The sequence below is a fragment of the Paenibacillus silvestris genome (assembly GCF_009882985.1).
GTDB lineage: Bacteria > Bacillota > Bacilli > Paenibacillales > NBRC-103111 > Paenibacillus_E > Paenibacillus_E silvestris.
On sequence record NZ_WTUZ01000016.1, the window covers coordinates 238572 to 256268 of the forward strand.

Annotated in this window: 15 protein-coding genes; 14 read left to right on the forward strand and 1 reads right to left on the reverse strand. The window is 46.8% G+C overall.

Annotated features, from left to right (window positions below; all coding sequences use genetic code 11):
* Positions 1 to 14: 14 nt before the first annotated feature.
* The 8 genes from GQF01_RS13850 to GQF01_RS13885 all read left to right on the forward strand — a co-directional run bounded on the left by GQF01_RS13850 (position 15) and on the right by GQF01_RS13885 (position 7614).
* Positions 15 to 1757: an AAA family ATPase gene (locus GQF01_RS13850; protein WP_161407346.1), complete on the forward strand. Its 1743-nt coding sequence runs from the start codon at positions 15 to 17 to the stop codon at positions 1755 to 1757.
* Between the two features lie 6 nt (positions 1758 to 1763).
* Positions 1764 to 1919, forward strand: coding sequence for a hypothetical protein (locus GQF01_RS13855; RefSeq protein WP_161407348.1), 156 nt, complete (start codon positions 1764 to 1766; stop codon positions 1917 to 1919).
* 505 nt (positions 1920 to 2424) lie between these two features.
* Entirely contained in the window at positions 2425 to 3384 is a 960-nt protein-coding gene (locus GQF01_RS13860; RefSeq protein WP_161407349.1) for an acetylxylan esterase, read from the forward strand.
* 26 nt (positions 3385 to 3410) lie between these two features.
* Positions 3411 to 4274 carry a sugar phosphate isomerase/epimerase family protein gene (locus GQF01_RS13865; RefSeq protein WP_161407350.1) on the forward strand — a complete coding sequence of 288 codons (864 nt, stop codon included), beginning with the start codon at positions 3411 to 3413 and terminating at the stop codon, positions 4272 to 4274.
* Positions 4255 to 4749 (forward strand): SRPBCC family protein, encoded by a 495-nt coding sequence (locus GQF01_RS13870; protein WP_161407352.1) that lies wholly within the window; start codon positions 4255 to 4257, stop codon positions 4747 to 4749. The genes GQF01_RS13865 and GQF01_RS13870 overlap by 20 nt, the downstream gene beginning before the upstream one ends.
* A 175-nt stretch (positions 4750 to 4924) precedes the next feature.
* Positions 4925 to 5626, forward strand: a complete 702-nt coding sequence (locus GQF01_RS13875; protein WP_161407353.1) for a hypothetical protein — start codon at positions 4925 to 4927, stop codon at positions 5624 to 5626.
* Between the two features lie 15 nt (positions 5627 to 5641).
* Positions 5642 to 6475, forward strand: a complete 834-nt coding sequence (locus GQF01_RS13880; RefSeq protein WP_161407354.1) for a hypothetical protein — start codon at positions 5642 to 5644, stop codon at positions 6473 to 6475.
* 20 nt (positions 6476 to 6495) lie between these two features.
* The gene (locus tag GQF01_RS13885) at positions 6496 to 7614 is read left to right on the forward strand and encodes a PepSY-associated TM helix domain-containing protein (RefSeq protein ID WP_161407355.1); all 1119 of its coding nucleotides are present in this window, start codon (positions 6496 to 6498) and stop codon (positions 7612 to 7614) included.
* A 59-nt stretch (positions 7615 to 7673) separates the two neighbouring features.
* Here the strand turns inward: GQF01_RS13885 and GQF01_RS13890 are convergent, their stop codons facing one another.
* Positions 7674 to 8594, reverse strand: coding sequence for an AraC family transcriptional regulator (locus tag GQF01_RS13890; RefSeq protein ID WP_161407357.1), 921 nt, complete (start codon positions 8592 to 8594; stop codon positions 7674 to 7676).
* Between the two features lie 139 nt (positions 8595 to 8733).
* Between GQF01_RS13890 and GQF01_RS13895 the strand changes: the two genes are divergently transcribed.
* The 6 genes from GQF01_RS13895 to GQF01_RS13920 all read left to right on the forward strand — a co-directional run bounded on the left by GQF01_RS13895 (position 8734) and on the right by GQF01_RS13920 (position 17531).
* Entirely contained in the window at positions 8734 to 9888 is a 1155-nt protein-coding gene (locus tag GQF01_RS13895) for a glycosyltransferase WbsX family protein (RefSeq protein ID WP_161407358.1), read from the forward strand.
* A gap of 102 nt (positions 9889 to 9990) precedes the next feature.
* Complete coding sequence (locus GQF01_RS13900) at positions 9991 to 11181, forward strand: MFS transporter (protein WP_328803461.1); 1191 nt, start codon at positions 9991 to 9993, stop codon at positions 11179 to 11181.
* Positions 11182 to 11834: 653 nt separating this feature from the next.
* Positions 11835 to 13457: a response regulator gene (locus tag GQF01_RS13905; RefSeq protein ID WP_161407362.1), complete on the forward strand. Its 1623-nt coding sequence runs from the start codon at positions 11835 to 11837 to the stop codon at positions 13455 to 13457.
* Positions 13454 to 15250 (forward strand): cache domain-containing sensor histidine kinase, encoded by a 1797-nt coding sequence (locus GQF01_RS13910; protein ID WP_161407363.1) that lies wholly within the window; start codon positions 13454 to 13456, stop codon positions 15248 to 15250. Before GQF01_RS13905 ends, GQF01_RS13910 begins: the two co-directional genes overlap by 4 nt.
* Entirely contained in the window at positions 15240 to 16229 is a 990-nt protein-coding gene (locus GQF01_RS13915; protein WP_161407364.1) for a substrate-binding domain-containing protein, read from the forward strand. The genes GQF01_RS13910 and GQF01_RS13915 overlap by 11 nt, the downstream gene beginning before the upstream one ends.
* Before the next feature lie 27 nt (positions 16230 to 16256).
* The gene (locus tag GQF01_RS13920; protein WP_161407366.1) at positions 16257 to 17531 is read left to right on the forward strand and encodes an ABC transporter substrate-binding protein; all 1275 of its coding nucleotides are present in this window, start codon (positions 16257 to 16259) and stop codon (positions 17529 to 17531) included.
* Positions 17532 to 17697: the final 166 nt, after the last annotated feature.

Genomic DNA, 17697 nt, shown 5'->3' on the forward strand with positions numbered 1-17697 from the left:
AAGGAAGTGATGCCATGAGGAGATATCAGTGGATTAGGTGGCGAAAATTCATCCTCTGGCTAACAGCCCTCATTATCATCGGTTTGGTTTTGTTCGTTGGAGGGCCGACCTATTGGAATGCCGCGTTAACCATCGCCAGCTTGTTATTCCAGTTGTTATTCGCAGTACTATTCATGATCATCCAGTTCGTAGCACTCTTCTGGTTTCTTGCCAGGGGACGCACCTACTGGATACTGCCTGGCGAGACCGGCGCAACCTGGGACGATTATCGGGGGAATCCCGAAATTGTTGAGAATGCGAAGCGGATTGTGACCCTGCTCAAAGGGGTCCAGGAGTTCAAGGAGATGGGCGGGGAGGCAATCCGAGGATTGCTGCTGTGCGGACCTCCCGGTACCGGGAAATCTTACTTGGCTCAAGTGATTGCCAACGAAGCGCAAGTGCCTTTCGCTTACGCTTCAGCTCCGAGCTTTCAGAACATGTTCTTCGGCGTAGGTAACCTGAAAGTCATGGGTATCTTCCGGAAGGCGCGAAAGCTCGCGAGAGTTTACGGCGCCTGCATTATCTTCATTGACGAGATCGATGCGATCGGCATGAGTCGTCAAGGAGGCGCTGGCGGAGGCATGATGGGGATGATGGGCATGGGCGGAGGCTCCGGCCTGCTCAATGAACTCCTCTTGCAGATGGACCCGCCGAATATCGACACTTCCAAAATTGCCAAGATGCTCCGTTCGTTGGGGCTTCGACGTAAGAAAGCAGAGCGTCCAGCAGTATTGACCGTCGCAGCAACGAATCTGCCTGATGTGCTTGACTCTGCTTTGCTCCGTCCAGGTCGTTTCGACCGGCAGCTTTGGGTAGATGTACCTGACTATGACGGACGGGTAGACATCTTCCAGTATTATTTGAAGAAAGTGAAGAAGGACGATACCCTCACTCCGGAAGCGGCAGGACTTGATTCCATCGGATACAGTCCGGCGCAAATCAAGCACATCGTGAACGAAGCTGTCGTCATCGCGCATCAGCGCGGTGCCCAACTGGCTAGTTACGAAGACTTCCGAGCTGCGATGGAGACCTATGAGTGGGGCCTCAAACAACCGCTTCGCTCGATGAGAGACGATGAGAAGCGGAATGTAGCCTACCACGAGGCGGGCCATGCGGTGGCGCAGTTCCTTTTGAAGCCGCATGAACGCGTGTGGAAGGTGACGATTATTCGCCGGGGCGGCGCGCTTGGACTCGCAGCCACCAAACCGACGCATGAGCGTTATAACCGAAGCGACAGCGAGATTCTGGCGGAAATTCAAGTCTGTCTGGCCGCTCGTGCCGTGGAAGAGGAATTTCTGAATAAGAAATTAAATGGTGTTACTTCCGATCTCCAGCAGGCAACGGAGCTGGCAGGTGCTTATCTCGGTATGGTCGGAATGGGCGACGAGCTCTTCAGCTGGTTGGCTATTGGTTCTAGGGCAGAGGGTCTAAAGGCGCTCCGTCCTAAAATTAATGAACTGCTGAAAGATCAGATGCTGGAAGTGAAGAAACTCGTTCGGGAGTATGACGGGTTCGTTCATACCATTGCAGAGGAGCTGCTGAAGCGCGGTGATCTGACTGGAGATGAGATTGAACAAATCTTCGTGCAGCTGTATGGGCAGAGTCGGCCTGTGCTGCCTGATGTGAAGCCGCCAGTGTTCAATGCTCCAAGCAAAGAAGCACCGGTTGAGCTGCTCGATGTGAATGAAAACGTGGATGAATCGAAGGATTCCGAGTGAAAAGTAATGTCCCAGCGGGCTGTTGATGCCGCTGGGGCTATTTTTTTGTTTGGCATCGTCTGTGCCCAGTGGATGAAATCCAATAGACATAGCGATTTAAAGGCCCGAACACCGATTTTATTGGATGAAATCCAATGGGATCGGTTAATCGTACGGATATAACGCCTGATATTACAGTTTCATTGGAATTCATCCAACGAAATGTGCAATTTAGGTGTGCCGTTGGTGTTTTCATTGGAATTCGTCCAATGAGACTTGTAGCGGTGGCAGAGGAGCTATAGAAGGGGGGGTTCTACCTCGATACCTCTCGAGCACTGATCTATGTTGTACATTCTGCAACATAGAGGCGGCATAAACATTAAAAACCTTACCCTCAGTGCATAAAGTACAATCATTTCACCTAGAGCGGCCTCTGGAATAGCCCTTTTTAGCGAAATAGTTGCACAAAGTGCAGCATAGAGTGGACAAGTGCGCGCAAACAACCTTTTTGTTGCACAAAGTGCAACATAGAGCGCTCAAGGTGCGTGTAGTTTGGGGGTTGTTGATAGAGCGCGTGAGTGGGGGACGCTAGTCTACGAGTTTTGTGCCTTATCACCCCTATATACATTATAATTTAAGAGAGGTAGCATAAAGAGGAAATCTGCCGATCTGGAGAGGATGTCACGCTATGAATGCTTTCACGAAACGCAAAAGAGAACTGGAGCAATACGCTCCAGCACCAACACTGGATAGGAACAGCATCGATACCTATTGGAACAACACACTCGAAGCAGCCTCTAAGCAGCCGCTATCGATACTAAGAGAGCCGCAATCCCCCCTTTTTCCTTCGGTGCGGATGGATAAGCTGACTTATCTCGGCCATGACGGTACGCCAATTAACGCGTGGTTTCTCGTCCCTGATAAACCGAACGGAAGCCCGAAACCACCTTGTGTCGTTATGTTCCCTGGTTATGGCGGAGACAGAGGCCTCCCAGAGCGTTACGCTGTCTGGCTGCTCCTTGGCTATGCCGTTCTGGCCGTTGATGCCAGAGGGCAAGCTGGGGAGACAGGCAATCTCCTTCCGGCCGATGCCGGCTCTTCGAAGGGCTGGGTAACACAGAACCTGCTGAGCAAGGAACGCAGCTATTATTTGGCGCTTGCACTGGATGTAGTCAGAGCCGTGGAAGCCGCTGGTCAGCAGCCTGAAATCGATGCGAGTCGAATAGCTGCCGTTGGTGCAAGCCAAGGCGGCGGCATGGCGCTGCTGGCCGGAGCGCTCAGCCCTCAAATCAAGGCAGTCGTTGCTGACATTCCGAATTTGTGCCATCTAGATTATGGCATTCTTCATTCCACAGGCTCCCTATCAGAGATAGCGACTTACTTGAAACGCCATCCAGATAAGTTAGGACAAGCTTTAGAATCATTGGCTTATTTCGACATCGTGAACCTTGCTCATCGTATTCAGGCACCAGTGCTGATGTCAGTTGGTTGGAAGGACACGGTCTGTATGCCAGATACGGTATATGCCGCTTATAACCGGCTCAGCTGCTCAAAGATCATCTATGATTATCCTTTCTCTGGGCATGAAACCAGTGAAGAGCATCATAGAAAGGTCATTCGCTTTTTGCAAGAAAGTTTCGGTGAGTGAAGTTGAGTACGTACGGGAGGCTGACAATGATGACGGTTAAAAGGAATTTACGATTAGATGTTCAACAATCCTGGTGGGCGATGTCTGGACTGGGAGACGGTGAGACCGAATGGTCCATGGAACAGAAATTCGAGAAGCTGGCGGAAGCTGGATTTACCGGTATTTTGGGAAGATTGCCGCAAGTGGAAGAAGTGGACAAATGGCATCGTTTGCTGCAGGAATACAGCTTTAGTTTTGGCGTGCAAATGGCCCCCTTCCCACGTGCAGGAGATGATATCACATCTTTCCTGCAGAGGGCGAAGCAATTCGGAGCTCGGTACATCAACGCCCAAGTACTAGATCAATATACAGTAGGTGCTGAAGCTATTTCAGGGTTAAAAGGTCTCATCCAGCAAGCGGAGGAAGTAGGTATCCCATTCTTCGTTGAAACACATCGCGGGCGAGTTACGCAAGATCTGCTCAGGACAGCCGAATATGTCCAAGCACTCCCGAAGCTGCGGCTAACGAATGATTTATCTCACTACATCGTCGGTTCCGCGATTGGTGAAGAAGGGGCAGACCCGGTAACCGAGGATTTATTCGCCAAACTGCTGCAGCGGACCTCCAGCATTCATGCCCGGGTATCGAACGGTAACCAAGTTCAGGTGGATATCGGGGAGCATGGTGAGCATCCGATGGTGGTGCATTTTGCCAGATGGTGGCGTGAAGGGATGAGCTCCTGGGTTCAAACCGCCGGTGAAGGAGACGCTTTCCCATTTGTATGTGAGCTGGGGCCTGTTTCTTATGCGGTGGTCAGACAGGATGGGAAGGAAATCTCCAATCGCTGGGAGCAAGCATTAGTTTTCAAAAAAATCGCAGAGGAACTTTGGCATGCCGTCCATTCGCATTGAACTACTCATTAACGCGCCAGCGGAAGTGATCTTTGACTTGGCAAGAAGCATCGACATCCATGCCAAGTCCACCGCTCAAACCAAGGAAAGACCCATAGGGGGCCGGACAAGCGGCCTCATCGAATTGGGGGAAACTGTGACTTGGGAAGCGGTTCATTTCGGGATCAAACAGAAGCTGACCGCGAAAATTACGGAGATGGATCGTCCTTATTATTTTGTGGATGAACAGGTACGTGGAGCTTTCAAGAATTTCAAGCACTCGCACGAGTTTGTCCCTGTCGAAGATGGAACGCGAATGATCGATCTCTTCGTGTATACTTCGCCTATGGGCGTTCTGGGGAAATTAGCAGATAAATGGTTTCTGGAAGCCTATATGCGCAACTTCTTGATGCAGAGGAACTTGTATATCAAGTTTGCGGCTGAGGAAACAATGAGACTACATACAGGCATCGACGATGCCGTATATGAGAAATAAGAGGGAATCCCAAAAGGCCGCGATAGGGGCTGGGGATTCCTTTTTACTTTTTTTTGCAGATGACTTGACAGTTATAATGAGAAACATTATCATTTGATTTATTGAGTGAAATTGAAAATCATTATCAATTAGTTCAAGCCATCCATCAACCACATCACGGGGGTGTCCCATACATATGATTAACGAAAATGAAGTCGGAACGGGCATGGGAACCATGCAAGTTCTTACTGATTATCAACTAGAGCGTTGGATCCGGGATCATACGCAAGTAATCAGTAAGAGAAGGCAGGATGAACCGGATTGGAAACAGCTTACGCAGTACGCCGCTTATCATGCAATTAACGAGTGGTACTCGCTGCCACCGAAATCTCGAACATTCCTGACCTTAACGAGTTTATTTGAACGTCGGTGGACGAATAAATTTCGCAAGTTTGATTCACTTGGATTCTATATGGATGTTAAGCGAAGTGTGCTTATGCATCTGTACAAAGCACTTACTGGGGAAAATTCTGTGGAATGTCCGCTAATGCTTTTTGAAAGCAGCAATGTGTGGGTTGAAGAGCTAAATTTGGGTTTGTCTATGATCATGCAAGTCATGGAGCCAACGAAGGATTCATTCGTAATCCATAAATATATGATGGAAGAAAATGAGGCAGCGGTGCAGATGTTTTTCCATATGACCGTCGTTTATTGCTATAAAGCATTTGGAAAAATGCCGGAGCGCATGCAGGTATGGAATATGATGAACGGTAAGCAGTACCGGGTAACCCTGGAGGATATGGATGTAAGCAGCTCCATGGACTATCTAAAGCTAGTTTCAGAAGTATATATGCAAAATGATAACTGCCCGTGCTGCTCCGGCCGGTTAGTCATGTAAAGTAGGGGGAGCATCATGGAAAGTAATCGATTCTGGCAGTCCAGCAATGACTTACTGCCGCTGCGTTTCACAACATTAACGACTTCAAATGATGGTGTCCTGTACGCCGGAACGGATGGTAAAGGTGTATTTCAATTCACGCCTCTCCGTTCTTGGGAGAATGCTTCTCAGGGGTTGCCTGATCATTTGCGCATTCATCGCTTGGACTGGGTGGATAACCAATTATATGCCTCAACCAATTTTGGTTTATATGTGCTAGAAGATGACGTCTGGAAGCAAACCTCTGTCAGTGATCCCTGCTACCGGGTGATTGGTTGGGGGGATCGTTTTGTGCTGACCTCCAAAGGGCTCCTTTGCGGCAATGATGGAGAGTGGCAGCCACTTGCCTATCGAGACAAGAAAACGTTCGATATGCTGGTTACTCCACATTTTCTATTTCTGGGATATGAGGATGGCGTTGCATTCTACGATTTATTAACTGGGGATTGGTGCGATCTTCCGCTTAATCAAGCGGTGACAAGTATGGCCGTGTTCAACCAAATGTTGATAGGAACTACGTCGCGCGGTGGTTTAGTGATGGGCAATAAGATGGGTGGTTTCCATCAAATACGGTTTGAAGGGATGCATTTGAACCGGTTAGTCTCTCATCAAGGTGACGTGTACGTATGTGCCAACACGGGGATCTATAAGTTGATAGATTTAAAAGGGCGCATCCTGCTTCATTCCTATAATGTGCAAGCTGAGGTGACCGATTTGCTTATTTGGAGAGATATCATGCTGATCTCCACACTGCAATCCGGTATTAAATATAAAAATGAGCATAAAACGGCATTTCAGACCATTTTATAGGGAGATAGGGGAATACAGTGATGCGCAAGGTTGTTTTATCGATTCATTTGATTCTGAGTTTAGTTTTGGGGCTTTTCATTGTTACAACGTGCACGACAGGCAGTCTGATTATGATCGAGCCTGAGGTGGAAAGCTGGATGTATCCAATCGGCCAATCGCCTACACCAGGTGACGTCGGAGTCGCGGAGATTCAGAAGCACGCGAGTGCCTTAAATCCGGCCTTCAAAACGGATTGGATTGACATGACGAAAACCGATGGCTTTTATCATGTTCATCTTTCCAAGGAAGGCAAGGACGGACGCTTAATTTATGCGGATCCCGGGACAGGCGAAGCTTTCGGGAAAGTGCTGGAGGAGCGTAAAGAGCCTTTTGCAACGATCTATAATTTGCATCGTTATTTCTTGCTAACATCGGTCATCGGTAAAGCGAACGCCGCATCCGTAGTAGGATATTTAGGGATTGGGCTGATTCTTATATTGTTGACGGGTGCTTACTTGTGGTGGCCGGGCATTCGTAGGATGGCGACTGGCTTTAAGGTGATTAGAAATCGAAGCAAGCTGCTTCACAATATGAGTCTGCATAAGGTGATAGGAATTATTTCGATCCCAGTTCTGCTGTTTGCAGCTCTTACAGGTGTTGTCAACGCTTTTGAGAAGTCTATTCCAGGCATAGTCGGATTCAAAGCGAAGGAAGAAATCCCAGCGGCCGCCCTGCAGTCCAAAAGCAAGGAGGGAACTCCGCTTCCTGTCAGCCGTGTTGTAGATTTGATTAACCAAGCCTATCCAAGCAGCAAGTTGATCAAAATTACGTTCCCACAGAAACCTGGGCAATCCTATCAAATCGGATTAAAAGAAGGCATCGGGGCTTCTAGCGGCAGTAATAGCACGATCTATATGGATGCATCGAGTGGTTCTGTTTTGTACAAAACAAACCCTCATTTGCTTATCAATATGTATAATACTTGGCGAAAAGGTCTTCACTTTGCTACCTGGGGTGGAGAAACGACGAAGTTGATTGCCTTTGTATTTGGCATGATGCCTCTTTTTCTTATGATTACAGGACTCGTCATCTGGCGACTGAAGGCGCGCGGGCGCAAACGTAACAAAAAGCAGCATTCGGCGGCTACGGCAGCAGCATAGGATCATACATAAAGACCCCCACTCAACGATCTTGTTGGCAGGGGGTTTCCTCATGTCTATTACATATGTAGGAGCAGTTTACGATAGGCGCTTGGAGTTAAGCCGGTATGCCTCTTGAACAGCCGGTTAAAATAATCGGCATTCTGGAAGCCTGAAGCTTGCATCACTTCATAGATTTTCAGATGCGAAGACGCTAGTAGCTGGCAGCTATGCGTAATTCTTTGCTTTTGAACGAAACGCATGTAGCTGGTACCCAGGTGTCGATGGCATATTCGCAGAATTTGGCGTTCGCTTAGGTGGAATCTCTCCGTTAACATCGGTAACGTATAATCATCGGGCAGCGCATGAGTGAGGTACTCAAGGAGCTGTTCAACGTTGCGGCTTGAGCCTCTTGTTGGAGGGTGGATCACGGATTGCGCCATGAGGGGGACAAGCCGCCATTCGGTGCTGCGAATTAACAATACGAGCAGTTCGGCAACCAAGGCCATGGCCTCAGTTAAATAAGCCATGTCTCGCTTGGCAAGGATGTCCTGCATGCTTTCACTGATCCTGCGAATAGTGCCAAGGTGATCGGATGCTTTGGCCCAGCGCTGCGGCGGCGAATCTCTGCTATCATTCTTGCCAATCAGCCAATCAATCAATTGCTTGATGGACAGGTCTGGAAGGCAAACCTTCAGATGCTCGAGCCATTCCGAGCGAATGATGATATTACGGACGATAAGCGGAGCGGCACTTTTGGCTGGTGATGGACGAAAAACGTGAGAGACACCAATAGGCAAGGCGAAGACATCCCCCTCCTGAACGTGCATAGGCTCACCATCGATATACTGGAGGCCTTTGCCATCAAGCACAATAACGATCTCTATAAAATCGTGAACATGCTCTAGCAGCCACTCCGTCTCTTTCACTTCATTCACATACAGAAAACCGTTGTCTTCAATGTATTCGGCGGCAGAATAGGAACCTAGCTTTCTTGGCATGGTAAGTGCGCTCCCTCATTTCTTTGGGACGATGTCCGAAATGGTGGTAGGTAGGTCTGTTTTGTAAGTGGTTACATGGTTACTTCAATTATACAATATAGACAGGTTTTGAAACTATTGAACTTGTCTAAGAGGTGAGATGGCGGAGATGGCAACCTATCAAGCAGCAGCCTATTATTTTCCTAATTACCATCGCGATAAGCGAAATGATGTGTGGCACGGAACCGGATGGACGGAATGGGAGCTTGTGAAGCGTGCGGAGCCTAAATTCCCCGGCCATCAGCAGCCCAAAGTGCCTTTATGGGGCTATGAGGATGAAGCGGATCCGGCTGTCATGGCTCGCAAAATAGGAGCGGCGGCCGATCATGGCTTAACGGCATTCATCTTTGACTGGTATTGGTATGAGGATGGTCCATTCTTACAGCGCGCACTGGATGAAGGGTTCCTGCATGCTCCGAATAATGATCGACTGAAATTTGCGATTATGTGGGCGAATCATGATTGGGTCGACATTCATCCCGCACAGCGCAGCAGACCTTTCAACACGCAGGCCGCAGGCCAAATCAGCGAGAAAGGCTTCGCTAAGGCTGCGGACCATATGATTCAGAACTACTTTTCACATCCATCTTATTGGCGTGTAAATGAAGGGCTTTATGTCTCGTTCTACGAAATTCACAGTCTGATTCGTGGTTTGGGTGGAACTCAGGAAACGGCGCGAATTCTACAAGAGTTCCGTGAGAGAGTGCGAGCGGCTGGATTAGGGGAACTGCACATTAATGTTGTCGTATGGGGTCTGCAAATCCTTCCAACGGAGCAAGGGATTACGAATATCGACGAGGTGCTGGAGCAGCTGGGCCTGGATAGTATTTCTTCGTACGTTTGGATTCATCATCAGCCTCTGGAACAGTTCCCAGAGACCGATTATGCAGCCATTCGAGAGAAGTCGCTGCTTGATTACGAGAAGTTCACAGCGGCTTATAAGCTGCCATATTACCCGAATGTGACAATGGGTTGGGATTCCTCTCCACGAACCGTACAATCGGAAACATTCGAAGATTTGGGGTATCCGTACATGGCCACCCTCGGGGGGAACACACCTGGGGAGTTTAAGCTTGCTTTGGAGGGTGTCAAACAATTTCTGGATCGCGGCATGACGAAACCGCCTATTTTCACCATTAATGCGTGGAATGAGTGGACAGAGGGCAGCTATTTGGAGCCGGATATGATTAATGGAATGGCTTATCTCGAAGCGATTCGAGATGTATTCGGCAGTAAGCCGGAAGAGGGAGAATGAGCCTCTACGAAAAAAACACTTGAACGCTAAGTGTACTTGTCGTACAGTTTTAATAACCTTAAGTCGGAGCTGGCCCTTCATCTTGGAGGGCTGGCTATTCATATTTCTAGAAGGAAGAAGGGGCTTACAACGAGACTCTACGCATTTATGTTGTTTTACGCAGTCATTTATATGGGGAATGCGGTGTATGGCACATTTTTACCTGTCTACCTGTTTAACGCCAAATTTTCGCAGGAACAAATCGGCATGCTGCTTAGCCTTGGTCCGCTAATTGCCATGTTAGGTCAACCGGTCTGGGGAGCGCTAGGCGATCGTGCCAAGACCAAAAATAGTGTGCTTGCTTTTCTTTTGATAGGGAGCGGTATTTCAATTATGTTCTTCCCGCTTTCGCATCAGTTCACTTATTTACTTATCTTAATTTGTGTGTTTATGTTTTTTCAAACGTCTATTTTTGCATTAAGTGATGCGATTACACTGGAAGAATTGGATCGGCGTCCCAAGTGGAATTTTGGTTGGATTCGCCTGGGAGGCACCATTGGTTTCGCCACGATGTCGCTGGTGTTCGGTATTGTTGCCAAATCGCACATTAATTCCATGTTCCCTGTTTATGCAGGAACGATGTTTGCCGGTTTGCTGTTGCTATGGTGTTTTCCGCCAGCAGCGAGCCGTCAGGCCAACGTAACTGGTAAACGATTCCGGGAGCTATTCCGCAACAGGAAGCTGATGTTTTATTTGGGCATTAACTTTATTGTCCAAGTTACTCTTGGCTATTATTATGCTTTTTTCCCCATTTACTTCAAGGAAATGGGTGCCGATAGCTTGCTGCTTGGCTGGTCGATGGTCATTTCTTCGATGAGCGAGCTGCCGTTCCTGCTGTTTTCCAGCTGGATCTTCAAGCGTATTTCGATCTCAATGATTTTGATTATTGCCGCGCTTGCGTCTGGTGTCCGGTGGTTCCTATTTTCCATCATAGACCAACCGTATTGGATTTTACCGGTGCAGGCGCTGCATGGTGTGATTTTTATCGTTTTGTCGGTCACCCTAGCGACATTCATTAACCGTGAAGTGCCTGCGGAGTGGAAAGCCAGCGGTCAAACGCTGAATGGCTTACTCAGCCTTGGGGCAGCCCGCATTATTGGCAGCTTCTTCGGTGGCATCATGAGTGCTGCATACGGTATGAGACAAGTGTTCCTGTATAGCTCATGGGTATCTATGGCTACTGTCGTTGTGTTCGGACTCGTCGTTTGGCTCCGCAGGAAACAGAATGTGCCAAGTGCATCGCTGACGAAGTGAGATTAGGTGATAGAGGACAGCAGTTCTCTTCCGTAAAGCCCTAGCGGAGTTACCGCTAGGGTTTTATGTCATTTGTTATTGGCAGGTGAGGTGGAAGTTGGCTGTATGGTAAATAGAGTGAGTGGAAGGTGAAGGGGGGAGCGAGTCGCTCACGTTAGCGGTGAGAAGCAGCGCAGCCTCATTGGATGATTTCCAATGAAAATACTTAAATCCCGCCTAAATTGCTCATTTCATTGGATGAAATCCAACTGAAACTGCAATTTCCAGTGCTATAGCACCCCAATTACCTGATCCCATTGGATTTCATCCAATAAGATCAGTGATTGGGCCTTCAAATTACTGCGTTCAGTGGATTTCGTCCAATGGACCAGCCCTTCAGCGCCGCAGTATCATCAGTCTAAGGCAATCCCTCCACATTCAACTCAAACCAAGACAAAATAAACTGTAAGCGAATTCATTTTGTGTATTAGCTTGCATCCGCTTGGTTATTCATACATTTATTGGGACAGATCGACAAAAACATACAAATTAGACTCCTTTCCGATGCAAGTAAAGGCTTGTATAATATTAGGAAATGAAGCATCCATAGCTGTGACCGGATTCCTGACATGATCGGAAATCCGTTTTTTTATGTAGAGACAGGGGTGTAGTCGATGTATAAAATCGTGATCGTTGATGACGAAGTAGAAGTAAGAGAAGGCATCAAAGAGAGCATCGATTGGGAACGGCACGGATTTGAATGCATAGGGGACTACAGGAATGGCAACGAAGCATTGGAGGCTATTGCAGAACTCCGGCCAGATCTCGTATTGTCTGACATCTGTATGCCATTCATGGACGGCATTGAATTAACCAGGCAGATTCATGTAAATTATCCGTATATTAAGGTGATTATCCTAACGGGTCATGATGAGTTTGATTATGCCCAGAAAGCGCTGCGTTTAAAGGTACATGATTTCATCGTCAAGCCCATTACGGCAAATGAGCTTCGCCAGCTGTTAGATAAAGTAAAGCTAGAGATGGATAAAGAAGCAGAAAACCGTGAGAATCTCTCACTCCTAAAGATGCAGCTTCATCAGAGCTTACCTCTGTTAAGAGAGCGGTTTCTTGAGCAGTTAGTTGGCGGCAACTTGCGAGATTTCCGAATCCACGAGAGGTTCGAGTATTTCAGCCTGCCATTGATTGCTCCGCCTTATCTAGTTGTGGCGATTGATATTGACGACTTCGACGAGATAAAGCAGGAGAAATGGCAAAACGATCCGGAGCTGTTCCGTTCCGCAGCTTTCAATATTGTGCAAGAAGTGATGGAAGGGAAGGACGCTATTGTCTTCCGGACAAGGGAGGAGCGAATGATTGTCATTTTCTCCGGTGAAGCGGAAGAAGGGACCTATGAAGCTGCGCTTAATTTATCTGAAGTCATTCGCTTCTGCATGGAGAAATACTTGAAATTCACAGTGACCGTAGGTGTTGGCACCTTATGCGGAACGTTGCGTGAACTCCCGCTTTCTTACAATGGGGCGATCTCCGCACTTGATTACCGCTTTTTGCATGGGAAAAATAAGGTTATCTCGATCCTGGATATGGAAGGCGCCAAGAAACCGGCGCAGCAGCTGGATATCGAGTGGAATCGCAAGTTTGCAACCCTCGTGAAAACAGGTACGCTCGAGGAGGCCCACGTATTGACGGGGCAATTCATCAGTAATTTAAAGGCATCTTTGATGCCAATAGGAGCATGTTATCTACAAATTCAGGCAATTATTATTGCAATTATGACCACCATTCACGAGCTTGTCGGAAATGATAGCGCTCATTTTCAAGGACATGACATTGTGTTAAAAGATATCAATCGTTTCAAAACGCTGGATGAAATCGAGACGTGGCTGAAATCAATTTGTAGAGAAGCCATTTCTTACATTTCAGAGCAAAGAAACGATCAGACGAAGATGCAAGTTCGGAGTGTGACCGAATATATCGATGAGCATTATGCTGACGAGAACCTCACAGTCGATGACCTCTGCCGCCACGTGCATTTGAGCAGAAGCTACTTCAGTACTGTTTTTAAGCAGCACAAAGAACAGACGATCATGGAATATGTCACACGGGTTCGCATTGAGAAAGCGAAGGATTTGCTGCAGCATACGGCGATGAAAGCTTATGAAGTTGGGGCGAAAGTAGGCTATTCCGATCCGCAATACTTTAGTGTGTTGTTTAAAAAAAATACAGGAACATCCCCTAAGGAGTACCGGGAAAAGCTGTTAAGGGAGAAAATGCAATGAGAAAAGAAAGGGATGTCGGCCTGTTTCTTTTCAAATTTAGAAGCATCCAATCCAGTATTTCTGTCGTCTTTTCTTGCTTGATTTTATTTTTGATCACGATTACGAGTTATATCTCCTACCAATTGTCGGCTGACGCGGTAGAAATGAACTCCAAGCACTATATATCCGAAATTATTCAACAGGTTAATATCAACATTCAGTCCTATATAACCAACATGGAGGATATCTCCATGCTTGCCTCCACGAACAAAGATGTGAAGTATTACATTACGGGAAATAGCTTCATCAGCGAAGAGGAACGTAGACCGTATGAGAAGCGGATCTCGGATTTATTTCAGTCGATTCTGATCACCCGCAAAGATATTGCCTCCATCATGGTGTTTGGGTATAACAACCGTTTCGTTTCAGACCGCAGAATTACGAGTTTGAATACAAACTCCGGTTTCGAGGAACAGCCATGGTACAAACAGGCAAAAGCCGAAGGCGGCAAATCCGTCATCTCTGCACCGCACGTCCAGAACATTATCCAAAATGAGTATCGCTGGGTGGTTTCACTTAGTAGGGAGCTAAAAAGTGCAGACGGCATTACAGGAGAAGGAATCTTCTTAGTTGATTTGAATTTGAGTGTTCTGAATGAAATTTGCAGCCATATTAATTTAGGCAAAAGAGGTTATGTGTTCATCATCGACAAGGATGGAAGCCTCGTGTATCACCCGCAGCAGAAGCTGATTAACAGCAATCTCAAGACGGAGATGATCGATAAGGTCCAGCAGTCCGGCAGCGGCAGCTTTGTTACGGGAGAAGGGAACAAGAAACGGATTTATACGATCCAAGAAACACATTTCGGTTGGAAAATCGTCGGGGTCGCCTATGCCAGTGAGCTGATCGCCAACCAGAATCAAATCAATCTGTCTTATTTATTATGGACGATTCTAGCCTTAGTCATCGCGTTATACCTCTCTTTTTTCATATCTCGCCACCTATCACGACCGATCAAACTTCTCCAGAGCAGCATGAAACAAGTGGAAAAAGGAGACTTCAGCATCCGTTCGGAATTTCAAAGCGGGAATGAAATCGGACAGTTGAGTCAGACTTTCAATATCATGGTAGGCCGCATCAAAGATTTGATGAATCAAATTATCCAAAACGAAGAAAGCAAGCGCAAAAGCGAAATGAAGCTGCTGGAAGCGCAAATTAATCCTCATTTTTTGTACAATACACTCGATTCAATCATCTGGATGGCGGAGCGGAAAAAACATGAGGAAGTTGTTCTAATGACCTCATCGTTAGCCAAGCTGTTTCGTGCGATTATTAATAAAAATAATGAAACCGTGCCTGTTCGAGTTGAAATTGAGCATATCACCAACTATTTATTGATCCAAACCTTGCGGTACAAAGATAAGCTTGATTTTCAAATCGATGTAGATCCGGGGATTCTTGATATTCATATACCCAAAATTATTTTGCAGCCAATTGTTGAAAACGCGATCTATCATGGCATCAAAAATAGCTTGGAGCCAGGTCTTGTTCATATCACAGGGAAAGAAGACGGAGACACAATTGTTTTTGTCGTGGCGGATAACGGGGTCGGTATGGAACCGGAGAAGCTGGATCACATTTTGAAAATGAAAGATGGCATCATTCGAGGTATTGGCGTTAGTAATGTGCATGAACGTATTAAACTGTTTGGCCATGAATTCGGTCTCAGCTTTCGCAGTGAGAAGTGGGAGGGGACTGAGGTTACCATTGTACTCCCCAAATGTGTTCAGAAAGGAGCACTAGATGGTCATTAAAAAGCCAGTTTTCTTGGCCGTGTTGCTCGTAATTGTAATTGGCTTCTTAGTCGTATACAGCGTGGAAATGGTGCGCATCACGAATCAAAAAAAGTTTGAAATTGCTGTCGTGCTGAAAACGAACAATATCCGCTCGGATTATTGGCAGATGGTAAGTTCAGGGATAAAGGCGGCAGCAAAGGAGTTTGCCGTCCATATCGATGTGACGGGCCCGTTATCCGAAACGGACACGGCAGGTCAAATTCGCAACTTGGACGAGGCTTTAGCGAAAAAGCCGGATGCGATTATCTTAGCAGCCACCGATTACGAAAGGCTTACACCAACGGTAGATAAAATAAGAGAAGCTGGCATCAAGATGATCTTGATTGACTCTCCGATTCAAACACACGTAGAAACAAGTCTGATCACAACTGACAATAACGAAGCGGGAAGAAAAGCTGGCAAGATCTTGGCAGGCGGACAAAATGGAACCCTATATCGCGTCCTAACGCTCAGCAGCCAGAAAGGCTCAATGGTCGAAAAGGAACGTGAGGATGGCTTTAAAGATGCCATTGCTGATTTTACTGGCGCTCAGTATGCAGGCAACTATGAGTTTGATGGGACAGAGGATGGTGCGTATGATCGGGTGAAAACACTGCTTGAGCAGGATCCAGACATTCAAGGCATCGCTGGCTTAAATGAGACAGCTGCTCTGGGAGCAGCAAGGGCTGTTAAGGAGAAACAGAGATTAAATCATATTAAAATCGTTGGTTTTGACAGCTCCATCTACCAGATCAAACTTTTGGAAGAAGGCAGCTTACAGGCGACGATTGTTCAAAAGCCTTTCAATATGGGGTATTTGTCCATTGAGACGGCCGTGCAAGCCTTAAATGGGATTAAAGTGAACCCAAAAGTGAACATAGATGCTGTTGTTATAACGAAAGAGAACATGTATACCCAGGAAAATCAAGAGCTGCTGTTTCCTTTGGTGGAAAAATAGGGGTTGAACGGACGGGGGATCGAACCAGTGAGAAACTTACATAGACGTACAAAAGTATCTTTGGTCGCACTTCTTCAAATTATGACCATGCTGCTAACTGGATGTATGTGGAGAGACGCACGCCTTCCAGCTGCCACCGATCACGAGGCTCAAGCAACGATTACCTTTGTGGCTCCCGAATATAGCGCGTCTACGAGACCCTATTTTGAAAATGTCGTAAAGGAGTTTGAGGTGAAGTATCCCACTATTAAGGTGGAGCTGCAGGTCATCAATTGGGACATTCTGGACAGTGCTTACAATACGATGATTAGCCGCAATCAGCCTCCGGATTTACTGCTTACGAACATTTACGCACATTTCGCGAAGGATGGGCTGCTTAACAGTATGACAGAACTATTGTCCAAGGAGTTGAAGGAGAAATTTTATCCCTATCTGATGGACAGCAGTATGATGAATGGCGTGCAATACACGGTTCCCTATGTGACAACCCTCCGGGAATTATATTATAACAAAGATATTTTCAATGACGTTGGACTTACCGAGCCGCCCCTTACGTGGATAGATCTTGAAGAAGATTCACGCATCATCAAAGATAGGAAGCAAGTGGACGGTTTTGGAGTTGATTTGACGGATAATGAAATTTGGGCGTACCTCTCCTATTTCTTCTATGGGGCTGGAGGTGGCTGGATGAAAGATGGCAAATGGACGATCAATTCGCCCGAGAATGTGGAAGGATTGACGTTTCTGAAGCATATGTATGACAAGGGTTTGACAGATCCAGAGCCAGCAATTACGACGCGTGATGAGAAACAGCGCATTCTTGGGAACGGCAAACTGGGCATGCTGATCTCAGGTAATTACTTCGAGGCTGTCGTACCACAGGAGTATCCAGGGTTAAAATGGGCAAAAGGACCGATCCCCGTAAAAGAAGGCCAAACCCCTATGGTTCTTGGCGTACAGGACGTGTGGATGTCGTTCAAGACCGATCATACCAATAAGGAAGCGTTGTCTAAATTTCTTGACTTTATTTATGAGGATGCTCGCTATGAAGAGTTTGTTCTCAGGGAGGGATTCCTGCCTACCCTTCGCACCGTTGGCGATAAAATGGCAGAAGATGATACCCTGATGAAACAAAATTTAAATTCGATCAAAAATGCGAAGTTCTACCCCATCAACCATCCCGCATGGTCCGCCGTCCTAAACGCAACTAGAAATATGGGGCAGACGGTGTTGCTTGGTCAAATGACGCCCAAACAGGCACTTGATCGGCTGCAACAAATCGCGCTGGATAAAAGCCGTTAATTGATTAACAAGCACAAAAGTCAGGAAATAATTCCTGGCTTTTGTTTCGTTGTCCAAAAACAAAAGAAAGACAGTACATTTTCACTTGTTTACAGTACTAAATTCAATGGTTGTATAGAGTGAAAATTACTATGATAAAAGTGTGTAAAGGAATTGCAAATCGTAG